The following is a 16,721-nucleotide window of genomic DNA, read 5'->3' on the forward strand; positions in this document are numbered from 1 at the left end:
TACTGGCCGCGTTCCCGAAAGGGGCTTGTGAGACTCTGAGGATCCTGGGTAACCAGCCATCGTAGAGCCAGACAGGTACAGGGCGATGACAAGCCGACCTGTTTGTGAAAGGGCGCCGAAAGGCGCCCTTAGTCGTTTTTGGCGCTACGACCAGCGCTTGAAAATAAGCGAAGTATTTACCCCGCCAAACGCAAAATTATTGTTCATCACGTACCGATTGCTCATCTGCCGAAACTCGCCACGCAAGTAATCCAGCTTGCCGCAGTGGGGGTCCACTTCGTCGAGGTTCAGGGTGTGCACGTACAAATCGCGGTTGAGCATTTCGATGCTGAACCAGGATTCCAGTGCACCGCAGGCGCCGAGGGTGTGGCCGAGGAAGCTTTTTTGCGAGCTGATCGGCATGTGTTCGCCGAACAGGCTGCTGGTGGCCTGGGTTTCGGCGATGTCGCCCTGTTCGGTAGCGGTGCCGTGACCGTTGACGTAGCCGATGTCCGACGGTTGTAGCCCGGCGTCTTCCAGCGCCAGTTCCATAGCCCGGCGCATGGTGACTTGTTCGGGACGGGTGGTGTGCTGGCCGTCGGCGTTGCTGCCGAAACCGACGATCTCGGCGTGGATGTGCGCGCCGCGCGCCAAGGCGTGTTCCAGTTCTTCAAGCACCAGCATGCCGCCGCCTTCACCAATCACCAGGCCATCGCGGCCGCTGTCATAAGGGCGTGGGGATAGCTGCGGGGTGTCGTTTTTCAGGCTGGTGGCGTAAAGCGCGTCGAAGACCATGGCTTCGGTCGGACACAGCTCTTCGGCGCCACCGGCGAGCATCAGCGGCAGGCGGCCGAACTTGATCGCTTCGTAGGCATAGCCGATGCCCTGGCTGCCGCTGGTGCAGGCGCTGGAGGTGGGGATCAGTCGGCCGGTGAGACCGAAGAAGATGCTGATGTTCGCCGCCGTGGTGTGCGGCATCATGCGTACATAAGAGTTGGCGTTCAGGCCCTCGGCCACCGAGTTGAGCAGCATGTTGCCGAACGCCTTGATCTCGTCGGTGCTGCCGGTGGATGAACCGCAGGCGACGCCCATACGCCCGTCCTTGATCGATTCGTCACCGAGCAATCCGGCGTCGGTCAGGGCCTGTTCTGCCGCGCCGACCGCCAGTCGTGATACCCGGCCCATGCTGCGCAGTTGCTTGCGCGTCCAGTGGCTCGGCACCTTGAAGTCATCGATAGGGCCGGCCAGACGTGTATTGAGTTCGGTGAAGCGATCCCACTCGTCCATGCGGCGGATACCGCTGCGGTTGGACGCAAAGTTGCAGACGATGGTGTCCCAGTCGCTGCCCAGGGACGTGATGCCGGCCATGCCGGTGACGACGACGCGCTTCATCAGCACAGGCCTCCATTGACGGCCAGAACCTGCCGGGTGATGTACGAGGCTTCCGCCGACATCAGGAAATTCACCGCGCCGGCCACCTCTTCAGGGGTGCCCATGCGTTGTGCAGGGATCATTTTCATCAGTTCTTCCACTGGCACATTTTCGTCGAGCATGGCTGTGTCAATCAAGCCGGGGGCGACACAGTTAACGGTGATTTTGCGCTTGCCCAACTCAATCGCCAATGCCTTGGCCGCGCCGATCAGCCCGGCCTTGGAGGCGCTGTAATTGACCTGGCCACGGTTGCCGATCAAGCCGGACACCGAGGTGATGCAGACAATTCGCCCGGCGGCTCGACGACGGATCATCGGCATCATCACCGGGTGCAGCACGTTGTAGAAACCGTCGAGGTTGGTGCGCATCACCACATCCCAATCATCCTCGCTCAGTGCCGGAAAAGCACCGTCACGCGTCAGCCCGGCGTTGAGCACCACGCCGTAATAGGCGCCGTGGGTTTCCACATCGGTCTCAAGTATCGCTTTGCAGGCGGCGCGGTCGGAGACGTCGAACTGGAGGATGCGCGCCTTGCGTCCCAAGGCTTCGATTTCGGCTTGTACGGCCGTGGCCTCGGTCAGGCCGCTGCGGCAATGCAGCACGATGTCATGCCCGGCCTGGGCCAGACGCAAGGCAATGGCGCGGCCGATGCCACGGCTGGAACCGGTGACCAGTACGGATTCAGTCATGGCTGGGCTCCTTGTGAAGAGCTGAGGGGTTCATGAAGATAGTGGGCCGCCTGAGGCGGGCGATACACGTTCAGACGGGCGGTGGCGTGAATGCCCGGCGCGTTGATGTGGCATTCGAACACGCCCATGCCGTTGTCGTCTTCCAGCGAGCGGATCCCGTGGATGGTCAACTCGGTGCCGGCCGGAAAACTTTCGACGTTGCATTCGAACTTGCGGCTGCCGAGCAGGAAGCCAAGTTCCACCGCATCGCCGCGCTGGCGCGCATGGCAGCCGGCGAAGGCGGCCACGCTTTGGGCCATCAGCTCAATACCGACCCAGGCCGGCAGGCTGCCATCGGGGCGACTGAACAGACCATCGGGTTTGACGGTGAGGCGGGTGTGAATCTGCTCTTCATCGAACGCCAGGATCTGATCGATAAAGATCATGTCGCCAGCGTGGGGCAGCAGTTCGGCGAGCGGCCAGTCAATCATGGGGCGTCTCCGATAATCAGGCTGACGTTGTTGCCACCGAAGGCGAAGGAATTGCTCATCAGGTAGCGAGGTCTTGTGGACGCCAGGCGATCGGCCGGGGTCACCCATTTCAGGGCCGGTAGTTCGGGGTCTGCCTGACCGTCCCAGATATGCGGCGGTAACGCATGCTCGCAATTGTCTGCGCTCAGGCTCAACCAGCAGAACGCAGCCTCCAGCGCGCCAGCCGCGCCGAGGGTGTGGCCGGTCATGGGTTTGGTCGACGAGCAGGGCACACCGGCCGGAAACAGTGCGGCCACTGCCTGACTTTCCATGGCGTCGTTGTGCTGGGTGGCAGTGCCATGCAGGTTCAGGTAGGCGATCTGTTCAGGTTGCAGATTGGCCCGGCTCAACGCCTTGCGCATTGCCTGTTGGGCGCCACGCCCCGTGGGCTCTGGTGCAGAAATGTGGTGCGCATCGGAGCTGGCGCCACTGCCGAACAGGGCGATCGGTTGGCTGTCACCCGCCTGCTTGCTCATCAGGAACAGCACCGCTGCTTCGCCGATGTTGATGCCGTTGCGGTTCACCGAGAACGGATTGCAGCGCTGTCCGGACACCGCTTCCAGCGCTGAAAAACCATTGAGGGTCAGCTTGCACAGGGTGTCGACCCCGCCGCACAACACTACGTCGCACATGCCCAGATCGAGCAGACGCTGGGCGCTCATCAGCGCACGGGCGCTGGAGGTGCAGGCAGTGGAAATCACATACGCCGGGCCGCTCAATTGCAGCCAGTCGGCAAGGAAGTCCGCCGGTGCGCCGAGTTCCTGTTGCTGATAGTCGTACTCTGGCGGGAATTGGTGTTCACGAACGTAATGGGCCAGGCCCTGGCTGGCTTCGTCGATGCCAGAGGTGCTGGTGCCGAGCACGACGCCGATGCGATGGTGACCGTAAGTCTGAATCGCTTGGTCGATGTCCTGACGAATTTGCAGGGCGGCTTCGAGCAACAGTTGGTTGTTGCGGCTGCGTTGTCGGGTCAGCTCGGCGGGGATCGCCGCCAATTCGCCATCCACCGCGCCCACCGGCAACGACCGGTCCGGCACCCAACCGGCTTCGCTGCGCATGCCGGAGCAATCGCCGGCAAACAGGTTGCGCGCGACTTCCTGCTTGTCGCGGCCCAGGGAGCAGATCACCCCGAGCGCGTTCAGGTAGGCCGTCATGGGGTGTCACCGCTCAGGGGTGTGATTTGATAGTTCGGGCCTTTGGGCAGGTTCAATTCGAAGCTCAATGGTCGTGAGTAGTGAACGTCCCAGCGCTCTGGCAGCGAACGTTGCATCCCGTGTTGCCAGGCGGTGGGGTAGTTGCCTGACAGTTCATCTTGTGGAGTCAGCGCAAACAGCAACGCTGCGAACAATTCCCGGGCTTCCGGATTCGGCGGCAGCAGGCCATCAGCCTTCCATTGGTTACCCACCAGTTTCTGGCGTGCCTGCGGAATACCCAGCAAGTCCATCATCGACCAGCGAATGCCAGGTTCTTCACGCTGGATGACCAGCACCCAGTCCTGACGCTGTTCGGCTTGCAGGCGCTGGATGTGCAATTGCAAAGGTAGCGCCAGGCTCGGCGTTTGCTCGGGCAGCGGCGCCTGACTGGCGCAGGCGCTGAGCAACAGGGCCACGCCGAGTAGCAGAATGCCGGTGATCCATGTGGGAGCTAGCCTGCTAGCGATGGCGGCGTCACAGTCGGCATACCGGTTGACTGACCCACCGCCATCGCGAGCAAGCTCGCTCCCACAGGTTATGCGTTCGGCAATTAGCATCACACAACACCTTCCAACGGCTTGCGCGCCACCACATTGACCAGGGTTTCTTCCCGCTGGCCAAAGGGTTTCGGCTGGCGCAGGCCCAAGCGTTCGAGCAGGCCGAAATCCTTGGCGCGGCTCCACCACAAGTACGGATAAGACACGTTTTGCGCGCTGAATTCGAAACCCTGGTGGCGAATCATCTCCAGATACTGCGCGGCACTTTTCTGCACGTGCATCGGATGGCGGAAAAGCCAGCGAATCACCCAGGTATCAATGTAAGCCTCGGTGGATTCGGCGAACAGCAGATAACCGCCGGGCTTGAGCACGCGATAGAACTCGGCGAGTGCCTGTTCCTGCTCGACCAGATGATGGAACGTCTGATGACAGAACAGCAGATCGACGCTGGCATCGGGCACGGCAAGCGTCGCGCAATCGCTGCCGATCAACTCCACAGCAATACCCTGGTTGACCGCTTCTTCGCCACTCTGGTTCAGGCTGTGCGGGTCGGCGTCCACGCCGATCAGACGCTCGGGCATGAAGGTCTGTTGCAGATAGCGGAATGACTTGCCCTGACCACAACCGGCATCCAGCAGCACCGGGTTACCGGGCAGCGTTTCGCTGAACAGGCTGCGCAAATCATTGATCGCCACGCGTAACACATAGTGCTGCCAGGTACGGCTGCGCAGGAACCAGAGCCCGAAACGGGTCTCTTCGACGTACGTGTTGCTCAAATAGCTCATGTGGCATTCCTTGCACAGAGTTCCGACAGCATCCGCAGTCGGCGTTTGGGTTCGGCGACGAACGGGTTGCGCTCATCCCAGGCATAACCGGCGAGGATCGAGCTGATCATGCGGCGGATGTCTGCGGTACCTTCAGGGTAAAAAATCACATCCTGGAATGTCCCGGCGTACCAGCCTTCGACGTAGCAGCGGAAGGTATCGACGCCACGCTTTAGCGGTTCGGCGAACTCGCGTTGCCAGTCGACCGTTTCACCTTGCAACTGGCGGTGTAAAACCCCGGCAGCCATGCTCGCCGAACGCATGGCGATGGTCACGCCGGAGGAGAACACCGGGTCGAGGAATTCCGCCGCATTACCCAGCAAGGCGAAACCCGGACCGTGCAGGGTTTTGACGTTAGCCGAGTAACCGCCAATGGTGCGCGCCGGCGTGTCCCAAGCGGCATTTTCCAGTACGCCTGCAAGGCTGGGCGTTTCGGCGATAAAGCCGCGCAGGCAATGGTCCAGATTGTCGCAGCGTCCCTCGAAATGCTCCGCTGCCGCGACCACGCCGACCGAGCAGCGGCCGTTGCTGAAGGGTATGGTCCAGAACCACACATCGCGCTGGGTCGGATGGGTGGTGACGAGGATTTTCGTGCGGTCGAAATTCGGATTGTCGATATGGTCTTCGACATGGGTGAACACGGCCTGACGCACCGGGAAATTCGACGGTGCCTCCAGGTCGAGCAAGCGCGGCAGGACGCGGCCATAGCCACTGGCGTCGAGCATGAAGTCAGCTTCGATGCGGTACTCGCTACCGTCTTCGCGCTGAACACCGAGCAGCGGTCTGGCCTGATCGATATCGACACTGACGATGGTTTCGCCGTAGCGAATTTCCACGCCTTGCAGCGCAGCCTGATCAGCCAGCAGTTTGTCGAAGTCGGCGCGCTGCACCTGAAAAGTCGTCGGCTTGCCCTGAGTGAATGTGTCACCGAAATCGAAGGTGCTGTAGCGCTCGCCCCAGGCAAACGCTGCCCCGGTTTTCACCTGGAACCCGGCTGCGTTGACGGCGTCAAGCATGCCCGCTTCTTCGACGAAATCCAGGCAGTGCGACAGCAGGCTTTCACCGATGGAAAACCGTGGGAAATGCTGACGCTCGATTAACAACACGTCGTGACCTTTGCGCTTGAGCAGTGCGGCGGCGATGGCTCCGGAAGGACCGGCCCCGATGACCACGATCGTGCGGCGTTGCATTTCAACGGTTGGCATGGGGGCTCCTTGCCGGGCCGGCAGCTTTCAGGGGAATCCGGTGCATGCCGGCCAGTGCCGGCAGCAGTGTCGCGATCAGGCCCATCAGCATCAGCGCAAAGTACAGCGCCGGGCTGATCAGCTGTTGTTGCAGCAGCAGGTTGAGAAAGACGATCTCACTCAAACCGCGAATGTTCAGCAGCACACTTTCTCGCCAACGACTGGCGCCCTGGAACGAGGCGCCGGCCCAGCCGAGGCCGATCCAGTTGCCGAGCAATTTGCTGGCAATCGGCAACAGCAGCAGAGCTGTCAGTTGCAGCCAGCCGAGGCTGTCCATCGCGCTGTGCACGTTGATCTGCACAATGCCGAAGGTGAGGATCAGCGGAATGGCAATGTACGTTTGCAAGCGGCTCATCCAGATCGCCGGCAGCGGCAACACCAACGGTGCCTTCAGCGCAGCCATGATCAGTACATAACCGATGCCGAAAATCAGTGCATTGAGCTTGTAGTGTTCAGCGACCACCAGCAGTGCGAAGAAGCCCAGGCTGTACAGCCACAACTGGCGCAGGCCGAGCAGCCGCAGCAACACCGGCAGGCACGCGCCAACCAAGGGCAGCAACAAACTGCTTAGATGCAGGCTGCCTTGGGCCAAGGCGAACAGGGTCCAGCAGGCGAGGTCGATCAGGATCGCCGTTTGCACCAGTCGCCGGGTGGCGGCGGGCGGGTAATCGATATGCCGCAGGTACAGATACAACACCGGGATCGCGGTAATGGCGAACAGCAGGCCGACTGCCAGCGAGCTGATCCACGGTTGCGGCGGCAACAGCCAGACCGCCGTGACCAGGCCGCAGGCAAACGGAATGCAGAAACTCGGCAAGGCGATTTTCAGGCTCTGGCGATCCAGTTGCAGATCGATCACGTCGCTGAGGATGTAGCCCAGCAGCAACGCAAAACTCAGGCTGTAGAGGTTTTTCAGCCAGTCCGGCGACACCAGTGTCGCGCCGCTCAGTTGCCATTGCGGCTCGATCCAGAAGTACATCAGCAGGGGCAACCCGATGGTCGCCAAGAGCAATTGGCTGACGATCGGGATCAGGCCGAAGTGGCGGCCAACGCGGGTCGCCACCGCGAACAGCGCCAGGGCCATCGCCCAAAACAGCGCGATCATCATGCTGCCGGCTCTGTGACGGGGAGTGCATGCACTTGTCGACCGGCCCATGGGGCGAGCAGGAAGCTGAAGATCAGGCCCAGGCTCACCGACAGGCCGAAGTTGCTTACCGCTGGCGTACTTGAGACCGCCAGCAAGCCGAACGACAACCATGTGGTCAGCGCCGCCAGCAAGGTGCCCAGCAGGCTCACGGCGGCGCCGCCGACCTGTTCGCGCATGAGGATCGCGTAGTCGACGCTGATTGCCGTCACCAGCAACAGGCCGAACAGGCTGAACAGGGTCAACGGCTGCCCCAGCCAACCAAGGCTGGCCAGACTGCACAGTGCAGCCAGCAGCGGCAGGGACACGATGCGCAATGCGCCGCCAAAGCCGAATGGCAGGATCAACACGAGGACGATCAGCACGCAGGAGGCGAGTTTCAGTTCGGCGGCGCTGATCTGGGTGGCGGCGAAGACGCTGTTCAGCTCGCCCAGTCGATCCACCAGCACTACGCCCGACAAATCCTCAGCCTGGACTTGCAGCAAGGTCGGGTTGTTGATGCCTTGCAGGCTGACCATCGCCGCCACGCCGTCATCAGTCGGCCCCAGCCACAACAGGCGATAAGGTTCCGCCAGCGGTCCGGCCAGTGCTGCGTCGATGTCTTCAACGGGCAGAGCCTGAAGCTTGGTCAATTCCGCTTGCAGGGCTTCGACCGGCACGCCGACATCCAGCAGCGGCTGCCAAAACTGCGGCAGCTTGCCCAAGGCTTCGCGGACTTGTTGCTGATCGCTTGGCTGGCCTACCAATTGGTTGAGCGACAGATAGCCCTGGAGTTTTTCCAGGTTGACCAACTGATCCAGACGCTCACTCAAGGCGCTCGATCGTTCGAGCAATTGCTGTTGGTTGGCGCCTTGCACCAGGAAGAACTGGCTGGTGGGCTGATAACCGGTAATCCGCGCGATGGTCTGCGCTTCGTCGGTCAATTGCTGTGGAGCGCTGACCCATTGGCGGATGTCGTTTTTCGTTTCGAGCTGCAAAAGTCCACCGATGCAAAAGGCAATCAGCAGGGCCAGCAGGACGGGTGTACTCAGGTGTTTGAGCAGTGCTTCGCGGCGCCCCAGCAAAAACTCGGAAACCCGCAGCGGCCATTGCGCCGGACGTAGATCGGCGCCTTTGAGCAACGCTGGCAGCAGGCATACGGCGGACAAATAAGCACCGAGCAAACCGGCAGCGGAGAACACCGCAATCTGCGTCAGCGCCGGGAACGGTGTCCAGGCCAGGGCCAGGTAACCGATGGCGCTGGTGATCAGGCTCAGGGTCAGGCCCGGCAAGGTCAGACGCAACGCCGGCCAGGCGTGCCAGGGTTTCAGGCTCCAGCTTTTGGACAGGTAATGCAGCGGGTAATCCACGGCGACGCCGATCAGGCTCGAACCAAGCACCAAAGTCATCACATGCATATGACCGAACAACGCCACGCAGGCCACCGCGCCAAACAGCATGCCCACCAGCACCGGAACAAACGCCAGCAGCACGCGCCAACGACGGAAGGCCAGCAACAGCAACAACAGGATGCCGACCGTGGCACCGCCGCCGACCCAGGTCATTTCGCGGGACGCCTGTCGCCGGCCGTTGGCTGCGTACAGCAAGCCGCTGGCGGCCAGCAGTTGAACGTCAGCCTTGGCTGCTTCTTCGCGACTGAACTGGAGCAGGTCGGCCACTTGCAGCGGCAGGTTCATGTCGAAGGCGTTACCGGTGGTTCGTGCGCGCAGCAGCACCCAGCTCTTGCCGTCGGCATCGGCAATCAACGCGCCACTGCCGATGTCCAGTTGCACCGCGCCGTGCTGTGGCTGGCTGTTCTGGATGCGTCCGGTCAGGCCCAGCCAATCATCCTGGCTCGGCACCAGGCTGAAACCGGTGAAGGGGTCGAACAGCGCCTGAACGCGTTGCTGGATAAAGGCGTCGGGATGTTCGATCAACTGCTGCCGGTCATCGGCGGACAACATTGCCAATCGACCTTGCAGCAACTGCGTGCGCAGTGCCGGCAAGTCGGCTTGCAGGTTCCACTGGACCTTTTCGAACAGGCCGCTGGCTTGCCATTGATCGCCCAGCTTTTGCGCCATGGCGATGGCTTGTTCACGATTCTTATGGCCGACCAGCACCAGCATTTCGCGGTTCAACGGCTCCTGCATGCGCTGTTCGGCGCGCAGTTCCAACGCGTCCGGCGCGGTGCCGGGGACCAGTTCCATCAGGTTGGCGGACAGCGGAGCGCCGTTACGCCATTGCCAACCGGCGAGCGCCAGCACTGCCAGCAGCAGGATCAGGAACAGCCACGGCAGCCTGCGTTCACTGGGCAAAGTCATGTTGCTCCGCGTCGCTCAGCGGTTGGGCGCTGGTGCTGTCCTGCATGCGCAACAAGGTGCTGTCGCCCTGGGTTTCCAGCAGTTCGATGCTGTGCACCAGTTCGCCACCGGTAATGTTGATCTGGTTGAACACTTGCTTGAGCAACATTGAGCGCGGCAGCAACGTCAGCTTCCAGTTCTTTGCGTCACCGCTTAGCGACAATTCGAAATCCCGTTGCAGGCCGCTGCTGTCGCCTTGCAGCACGGCGAGGAACAAGCGGTTCTGCTCGGCGCCGGCGCTCTTGCCCGGCAGCATTTGCCAACCGGCGGCATCCCGCCGGGCAATGCCTTTGTCGGTAATGCGGTAATCCTGTTGCAGCGGTGTTTTCAGCAGCCACAGCAGACCGTGGTTTTTCGCCAGGACGAAAGTGCCTTTGCTGGTCAGCGGCTGGGGCAGGGCGCGCAGGTGTTTTTCCTGGATGAAGCTGCCGTGGATGACATCGGGCTTGGCCAGTTGATCGCTGAGTTGTTGCAGGTCGAAAGCGTTGGCCAACCCAGGAATGCCCAGCAACACGCAGAACACTGTAGGAGCGAGCCTGCTCGCGAAAAACCTGAGAACACCACGGAGTGTCAGGTGCCCAGCGTCATCGTTAACGACCATCGCGAGCAGGCTCGCTCCCACAGGGGAACGGGGGCGGCAGATAATCATGGCAGGGCCCTCTCTACCGCATCGGTGAAGACCTTCGGCGAAGCCAGTTGCATCTCGCGATTGCTCATGTCGACCGCGACCTGCACGGAAACCGCGCGGGTCAGGCGTTCACCGGTTTCCAGGTCGCTGATCAGGTAGTTGATCTTCAACCGGTTCTCCCACTCCACCAGATTGGCGCGCACGTTCAGTTTCTGACCGAACACCGCGCCGCGCACGTAGCGCAGCTGCAGGTCGATCACCGGCCAGGCGTAGCCCGACTCGGACATCGCGGTGTAGTTGTGGCCGATCTTGTCCAGTAACGCGCAGCGGGCGATTTCCAGGTATTTGACGTAATGGCCGTGCCAGACGACGTGCATGCTGTCGACGTCAAAGAACGGCACGAGGATTTCCGTATCGGTGTGCAGCACTCCCTTGCTACGCATGCAGCCTCCAGTGTTGTTTGGCGATTCGTTGCAGGCACAGGCGCAATTCGCCTTCCAGCGCGCGGTCTTCGATGACCGGCGGGAAGTCCTTGCGCAGCTCTTCATGCATGGCCGCGAGCGCTGGCGGCAACGGTCGCGCCTCTGCGGCCTGACCGCGCAGCCAGACGCCTTGGTTTGCGGCGAGCAACGTGGCGGCGGCGACTTGTTCTGTCAGCTCCAAAACACGGATCGCATCGCGGGCGGCAATGGTGCCCATGCTGACCTTGTCCTGGTTGTGGCACTCGGTGGAGCGCGAAAACACGCTGGCCGGCATGGTGTTTTTCAGCGCTTCGGCGGTCCAGGCGCTGGTGCCGATCTGCACGGCCTTGAAGCCATGATTGAGCATGGCGCGCTCGGCCGTTGCGCCGGACAGGTTGCTCGGCAAACCGTGGTTGTAACGCTCGTCTACCAGCAACGCGAGCTGCCGGTCCAGCAAGTCGGCGACATTGGCCACGAGGTTTTTCAGGCTGTCCATGGCGAATGCGATGTGGCCGCCGTAGAAGTGCCCGCCGTGCAGCACACGTTCGGCTTCGGCGTCGATGATCGGGTTGTCGTTGGCGCTGTTGAGCTCGATCTCGATGAACGAACGCAGCCAGTTCAGGCTGTCGGCCAACACGCCCAGCACGTGTGGCGCACACCGCAGGGAATAGCGGTCTTGCAGGCGATGCAGCGGCGCGGTCGGCGCATCGATCGCCAGATCCTTGCGCAGCCACGCGGCGACTTGCATCTGCCCTGGATGCGGTTTGGTGGCGAACAGGCGTTCGTCGAAATGCTCGGGATTACCTTGCAGGGCGACCACGTTCAGCGCGGTGATGCGCGTGGCCAGTTGCAGCAAATAATCGGCGCGGGCGAAGGCCAGGCAGGCGAGGCCGGTCATCACGGCTGTGCCGTTCATCAGCGCCAGGGCTTCTTTCGGACGCAGCACCAGCGGCTGCCAGCCGAGTTCGCGATGCACGTCGGCAGCCTGGCGGCGTTCGCCGCGGAACATCACTTCGCGTTCACCGGACAACGTGGCGGCGACGTAGGACAGTGGCGTCAGATCACCGCTGGCACCCACCGAACCCTCTTCCGGAATCAGCGGCAGAATGTCGTGTTCGAGGAACGCTTGCAGGCGCTCCAGCAGCTCAACGCGCACTCCGGAAACGCCGTGGCACAGCGACTGCAAACGCGCCGCCAGCACCGCACGGGTGGCTTGGGCATCGAGCATTTTGCCCAGCCCGCAGCCGTGGAACGTGTACAGATGCTGCGGCAGTGCCTCGACGTGATGCAGCGGCACCGCCACCACGCAAGAATCGCCATAGCCGGTGGTCACGCCGTAGATCACGCCTTCCTTGTCCAGCAGGGAATCGAGGAACCGTGCGCCTTTGGCAATGCGCTCGCGGTACGCAGGGTCGCTCTGCAACTGCGTCGGCGCCTGACGGTTGGCCAGGGCCAGCACGTCTTCGATGCGCAAAGGGAGTTCGCCGAAGGTTACCGGCTCAAGCGTTGACGTCGTCATCGGTCTTCCAGAAAGGGTAAAAGTTGAACCATTGTTGGGGCGCGTCGAGGCAATAGTGACTCAGGCGCTTGGCATAGCGGGAGGCCCACTGATGAATGACCTGCTCGCGGTCGCTGCGCTTCCACGTTATCGAGTCCGCGAACGGCTCAATGGTCAGGCGATAATCACCGTCGGGCTTCTTCAGGCACATCAGCAGGTTGATCGGGCATTTCAACAGGCCGGCCAGCAGCCACGGCCCCTGCGGAAATTTTGCCGGGTAACCCAGGAAGTCCACGGTCACGCTGCGCCCGCCATGCAGCGGCACGCGGTCGCCGGCAATCGCCAGCCACTCGCCGCGCTCCAGGCGTTCGTGCAGTTGCAGCATGATCACCGGGTCCAGTTCGCTGACCTGGATCAGGCGCAGATTGGTTGCACCAGCCTCGCCCAGCAAACGGTTGAACTGTTCGGCGTGCTTGGTGTGCACCAGCACGTTCATGGTGACCTTTTCGCCGATCTCGGCCAGAGCGCGGCAGACTTCGAGATTGCCCAGGTGCGCGCCCACCAGCATCTGCCCGCGTGTACCGCGCAACTGGTTGCGCAGCAGCGCCGGGTCGATGATTTCGATTTGCTCGATGCTCAGCTTGCCGTTCCACACGTCGAGCTTGTCGAGCATGGAATCGGCGAAGGCCATGAACTGGCCGAACACCCGCCAATGGGTCGGGCGCAATTCGCTGCGACCGCTCCAGTCGGCGAGCCGTTGCTGGTATTGCCAGGCGCTATGGCGGGCGCTGCGGCCGAACAGAAAAAAGTACAGGACGATGCCGTACAGCAATGGGCTCAACAGCCGGCGACCGAGCACTTTGGCGGCGAGTGCGGTGAATTTCATCAGCCAGAAACTGCCGCGTTCTTCGCGATCGGCCCAGTGTTGCTTTTCTGCGTTCATGCGCGCCACCGTCGCCAGAGGATCATCGGCGAGCGCAACAACATGCCGAAGAACAGTCGGGTGTGCATGCTCGAAATCAGCACGTTGTCGTGGAACATGCGGAAATGCGAAACACCGTCCAGCGGGTAATGAACCTTGGTTTGCAGCCACTGCATCGGCTGCCCGCGCCAGGCCAGGCGCACCAGAATGTCCGAGTCGAAATCCATGCGTTTGCCGATCTTCGCGGTGTCGATCAACGCCAGAACCGGTGGCAACGGATAAACACGGAAGCCACACATGGAATCGCGAATCTGCAACGACAGGGTGTTGATCCAGACCATGACGTGGGTCAGGTAGCGGGCGTACAGGCGACCCTTGGGCACGCTGGCGTCGTACTGCGGATAGCCGCAGATCACCGCGTAAGGGTGGGCGCGCGAGTGCTCGATAAACCGCTGCACATCTTGCAGGTCATGCTGGCCGTCAGCGTCCACCTGCAAGGCGTGGCTGAAGCCCAGACGCGACGCTTCGCGCAGGCCGGTCATCACCGCGCCGCCCTTGCCCTCATTCGCAGCGAGGCGGATCAGGTAGACCATTTCGCGTTGGGCCAGTCGATCGAGCACTCTGGCGCACGCCGGGCTGCTGGCGTCGTCCACCAGAATGCACGGCAGGTTGCTGGCGATTAGCGCGTCGACCACGGTGGTGATCGCGGTTTCGTGGTTGTAGACGGGGATGACTGCGCAGGGGCTATGCATGAGACGATGTCTCCACAAAACCTCTGTGGCGAGGGAGCTTGCTCCCGTTCGAGTGCGCAGCACTCGCCATGAAATCGGCATCGAATGGTTTTGGGGCTGCTTCGCAGCCCAGCGGGAGCAAGCTCCCTCGCCACAGGTTAGGCATGCGCAGCCTCCAGCAATATTCGTCCGCTGGAGCAGGTGGCGGTTTCGTTGCGATAGGCGAAATACAGTTTGCTGCGAACCGGGTCGAAGCGCAGGTGCAATTGGACTTCATCGCCCGGCCGCACCAGTTGCTGGAACTTCAGCACTTCCATGCCGGCAAATTTTTCCGGCAGGTTCATCAATTGCTGGCCGAGGTTCAGCGCCCATTCCACCTGCACCACACCGGGCAAAACCGGGGCGGTGGGGAAGTGGCCGCTGAAATAGGCAAGATCCGGCGGCACGGCCAGTTGCAGGCTCCACTCGCCCTCGGTTTCGGCCTGTTCCAATACCTCTGGCGCCTTGGGACGTGGCGCCAGCAGCAGGGCTTCGACGTCGGTCTGGGGCAGTTTGCCTTGACTGTTCAGCGGCATTTGCCGCAGCAAACGCCAGCGTCTTGGCAGGGCCAGCGCTTCACAATGCTGGCTCAGGTGTTGGCGCAATTGTTCGGTGAGCGTGCGTCGACCCTGATTGCGCAGGGCATGCAGGCCCGCGTCGGTCAGGACCAGCAACGCTCCCAGCGACGCGCGATTTTCCTGGACAACGCCAAGCCGCGCTTCGGCGACCCAGTCGTGGGCTGTCAGCGCCTGCTCCAACATCGGCAGCGAGATGCGTTTTTCTTCCAGTTTGACGATCCTGTCCAGCCGTCCAAGCAGCTCGAAACGCCCGTCAGCGGCGATCCGTGCAGCATCGGCGGTATGTTCGATATGACCGGGAGGCAAATACGGCGAGGCGATAAGCAGCGCGCCGTCGCGGTCCTGACTCAGTTCAACGTCCGCAAATGGCTGCCAGAGCGTTTCGCCCTGGCGCCAGGCAATGCCGCCGGTTTCCGAGCTGCCGAATATTTCGGTCGGCCATTGATGCAGGCGTTGGTGCAGGCTCTGCGCGGCTTCGGTCGGCAACGCGCCACCAGAAGAAAATACCCGGCGCACCGCGCTCAGGGCTGGCCAATCGAGATTGTCGCCCATACGCTTGAGCAGCGCCGGGCTGGCAACCCAGGCGAAGGCAGAATGTTCGCGGCCGGCGCGTTGCAGGTCTTCGGGGAAAGCCAGTTGCTTGCGCACAAACGGCCGCCCGGCGCACAGCGGCCACAGCACCCGAAACAGCAAGCCGTAGATGTGTTGGGTGGCGACGCTGCCGATAATGCACGCCGGGCCGAGATCGGCACCCCACAGCTGTTCCAGGGCTTCGACTTCATTGGCCAGTTGCCGCAGGGATTTCTCGATGCGCTTGGGTTCGCCGCTGGAGCCGGACGTGCACAGGCTCAACCGACATTGATCCAGATCCAGTGCCGCGGCACTCAGCGGTGAATGCCGATAGTCGCTCAGCTGCGCATCGTCAGGCTGATAGGTCAGCCACACATCCACTTCGCTCGACCAGCGTTGGCGGGTTTGTGGTTGCAGGTCGGCCGGCAGCAACACGCTGACCCCGGCACGCCAAGCGCCCAGAAGGGCAATCGCCAGATCGGCGGCGTCTTCAAGGTGCACGGCGATACGCTGCGCACCCTGGGCTTGCAGGCCGGCCGCCAGGCTCAGGGCCTGCTCGCAGAGCTGCGTGTGATTCAACGCCGGTTCGGCCGTTACGCCGCGTTCCGGCTCGGGCTTGAGCAACAAATGCTCAAGTTTTATCCAATTCATGGGCGGCCTCGTACCCGTTGTCGTATCAGCCATTCAATGGCAAACATCAGGCCTATCAATCCGTAGGAAATCAGGCCGGTGTACAACATCCACCAGCTCAGCGGCGCCCACAGTGTCAGGGCAGCAGCACATAAACCGTTGCAGAGAAAAAACACGCTCCAGGCGATGGTCACCTGGCGTGTATAGCGAATGCCCTTGGCCGGCAAATCCGGCTCGCGCAGGCGGGCCAGGCGCTCGACCATGGGTGGGCCGTATTTCAGGCTCAACCCGAACAATGCCAGCATGAAACCGCTGATCAATACCGGATACCAACGCAGCAGCACCGGACTGTCGAACAGCGCCAGCAGCAGGCAGAAAACGATGGCGACAGTGGCCATCCACGAGCTGCCCGGACGGTGCCGGCCGGTCAGCGCACGGGCCAGCCACAGGCTGCCCAGCAGCAGGCCGAACTGCCACGGCGCGAAGTGTTCCATGCCGAAATACACCGCAAAGGGGTACAGCAGGCCCGCCAGCAGCAGGCCGAGGCCGATCAGTCGGCTCATGCGGCCGGTTGAACCAGACGGTAGACCGCCTCGACCACGTCGCTGACGGTACGCACCGATTTGAATTCTTCGGCGGCGATTTTCTTGCCGGTCTGGCGTTTGATGTGATCGATCAGGTCGACAGCGTCGATGCTGTCGATTTCCAGGTCCTGATAGAGGTTGGATTCGAGGCTCACGCGCTCGGGGTCCAGTTCGAACAGCTCGACCAAGGCATCGCGCAGTGTGTTGAAAATGTCGTCACGAGTTTGCATG

At 62.0% G+C, this 16,721-nt stretch carries 17 protein-coding genes; all 17 read right to left on the bottom strand.

The window, feature by feature from the left end; genetic code table 11:
* Positions 1 to 144: 144 nt before the first annotated feature.
* Complete coding sequence (locus V6Z53_RS04455) at positions 145 to 1,371, bottom strand: beta-ketoacyl-ACP synthase (RefSeq protein ID WP_338584330.1); 1,227 nt, start codon at positions 1,369 to 1,371, stop codon at positions 145 to 147.
* Positions 1,371 to 2,099 (bottom strand): 3-oxoacyl-ACP reductase FabG, encoded by a 729-nt coding sequence (gene fabG / locus V6Z53_RS04460; protein ID WP_338584331.1) that lies wholly within the window; start codon positions 2,097 to 2,099, stop codon positions 1,371 to 1,373. Before fabG ends, V6Z53_RS04455 begins: the two co-directional genes overlap by 1 nt.
* Complete coding sequence (locus V6Z53_RS04465) at positions 2,096 to 2,569, bottom strand: hotdog family protein (protein WP_338584333.1); 474 nt, start codon at positions 2,567 to 2,569, stop codon at positions 2,096 to 2,098. Before V6Z53_RS04465 ends, fabG begins: the two co-directional genes overlap by 4 nt.
* On the bottom strand, positions 2,566 to 3,762 hold the full coding sequence (locus V6Z53_RS04470) for a beta-ketoacyl-[acyl-carrier-protein] synthase family protein (protein ID WP_338584334.1): 1,197 nt from the start codon (positions 3,760 to 3,762) through the stop codon (positions 2,566 to 2,568). Before V6Z53_RS04470 ends, V6Z53_RS04465 begins: the two co-directional genes overlap by 4 nt.
* The gene (locus tag V6Z53_RS04475) at positions 3,759 to 4,358 is read right to left on the bottom strand and encodes a hypothetical protein (protein WP_338584336.1); all 600 of its coding nucleotides are present in this window, start codon (positions 4,356 to 4,358) and stop codon (positions 3,759 to 3,761) included. The genes V6Z53_RS04470 and V6Z53_RS04475 overlap by 4 nt, the downstream gene beginning before the upstream one ends.
* Entirely contained in the window at positions 4,358 to 5,083 is a 726-nt protein-coding gene (locus tag V6Z53_RS04480; RefSeq protein ID WP_338584337.1) for a class I SAM-dependent methyltransferase, read from the bottom strand. The genes V6Z53_RS04475 and V6Z53_RS04480 overlap by 1 nt, the downstream gene beginning before the upstream one ends.
* Positions 5,080 to 6,327 (bottom strand): NAD(P)/FAD-dependent oxidoreductase, encoded by a 1,248-nt coding sequence (locus V6Z53_RS04485; RefSeq protein ID WP_338584338.1) that lies wholly within the window; start codon positions 6,325 to 6,327, stop codon positions 5,080 to 5,082. The genes V6Z53_RS04480 and V6Z53_RS04485 overlap by 4 nt, the downstream gene beginning before the upstream one ends.
* Complete coding sequence (locus V6Z53_RS04490) at positions 6,314 to 7,474, bottom strand: sodium:proton antiporter (RefSeq protein WP_338584339.1); 1,161 nt, start codon at positions 7,472 to 7,474, stop codon at positions 6,314 to 6,316. The genes V6Z53_RS04485 and V6Z53_RS04490 overlap by 14 nt, the downstream gene beginning before the upstream one ends.
* A complete protein-coding gene (locus V6Z53_RS04495) occupies positions 7,471 to 9,810 on the bottom strand; it encodes an MMPL family transporter (RefSeq protein WP_338584340.1) in 2,340 nt (779 codons plus the stop codon). Before V6Z53_RS04495 ends, V6Z53_RS04490 begins: the two co-directional genes overlap by 4 nt.
* Positions 9,794 to 10,498, bottom strand: coding sequence for an outer membrane lipoprotein carrier protein LolA (locus V6Z53_RS04500; RefSeq protein WP_338584341.1), 705 nt, complete (start codon positions 10,496 to 10,498; stop codon positions 9,794 to 9,796). Before V6Z53_RS04500 ends, V6Z53_RS04495 begins: the two co-directional genes overlap by 17 nt.
* Entirely contained in the window at positions 10,495 to 10,920 is a 426-nt protein-coding gene (locus tag V6Z53_RS04505; RefSeq protein ID WP_338584342.1) for an acyl-CoA thioesterase, read from the bottom strand. The genes V6Z53_RS04500 and V6Z53_RS04505 overlap by 4 nt, the downstream gene beginning before the upstream one ends.
* Positions 10,913 to 12,457, bottom strand: coding sequence for an aromatic amino acid ammonia-lyase (locus V6Z53_RS04510; RefSeq protein WP_338584343.1), 1,545 nt, complete (start codon positions 12,455 to 12,457; stop codon positions 10,913 to 10,915). The genes V6Z53_RS04505 and V6Z53_RS04510 overlap by 8 nt, the downstream gene beginning before the upstream one ends.
* The gene (locus V6Z53_RS04515) at positions 12,438 to 13,379 is read right to left on the bottom strand and encodes a glycosyl transferase (RefSeq protein WP_338584344.1); all 942 of its coding nucleotides are present in this window, start codon (positions 13,377 to 13,379) and stop codon (positions 12,438 to 12,440) included. Before V6Z53_RS04515 ends, V6Z53_RS04510 begins: the two co-directional genes overlap by 20 nt.
* Complete coding sequence (locus V6Z53_RS04520; protein ID WP_338584345.1) at positions 13,376 to 14,110, bottom strand: glycosyltransferase family 2 protein; 735 nt, start codon at positions 14,108 to 14,110, stop codon at positions 13,376 to 13,378. Before V6Z53_RS04520 ends, V6Z53_RS04515 begins: the two co-directional genes overlap by 4 nt.
* 137 nt (positions 14,111 to 14,247) lie before the next feature.
* Positions 14,248 to 15,927, bottom strand: a complete 1,680-nt coding sequence (locus V6Z53_RS04525) for an AMP-binding protein (RefSeq protein WP_338584346.1) — start codon at positions 15,925 to 15,927, stop codon at positions 14,248 to 14,250.
* A complete protein-coding gene (locus V6Z53_RS04530) occupies positions 15,924 to 16,469 on the bottom strand; it encodes a hypothetical protein (protein ID WP_338584347.1) in 546 nt (181 codons plus the stop codon). Before V6Z53_RS04530 ends, V6Z53_RS04525 begins: the two co-directional genes overlap by 4 nt.
* Positions 16,466 to 16,720: an acyl carrier protein gene (locus V6Z53_RS04535; RefSeq protein ID WP_007992314.1), complete on the bottom strand. Its 255-nt coding sequence runs from the start codon at positions 16,718 to 16,720 to the stop codon at positions 16,466 to 16,468. The genes V6Z53_RS04530 and V6Z53_RS04535 overlap by 4 nt, the downstream gene beginning before the upstream one ends.
* Position 16,721: the final 1 nt, after the last annotated feature.

Source organism: Pseudomonas sp. MAG733B, assembly GCF_036884845.1.
Taxonomy (GTDB): Bacteria; Pseudomonadota; Gammaproteobacteria; order Pseudomonadales; family Pseudomonadaceae; genus Aquipseudomonas.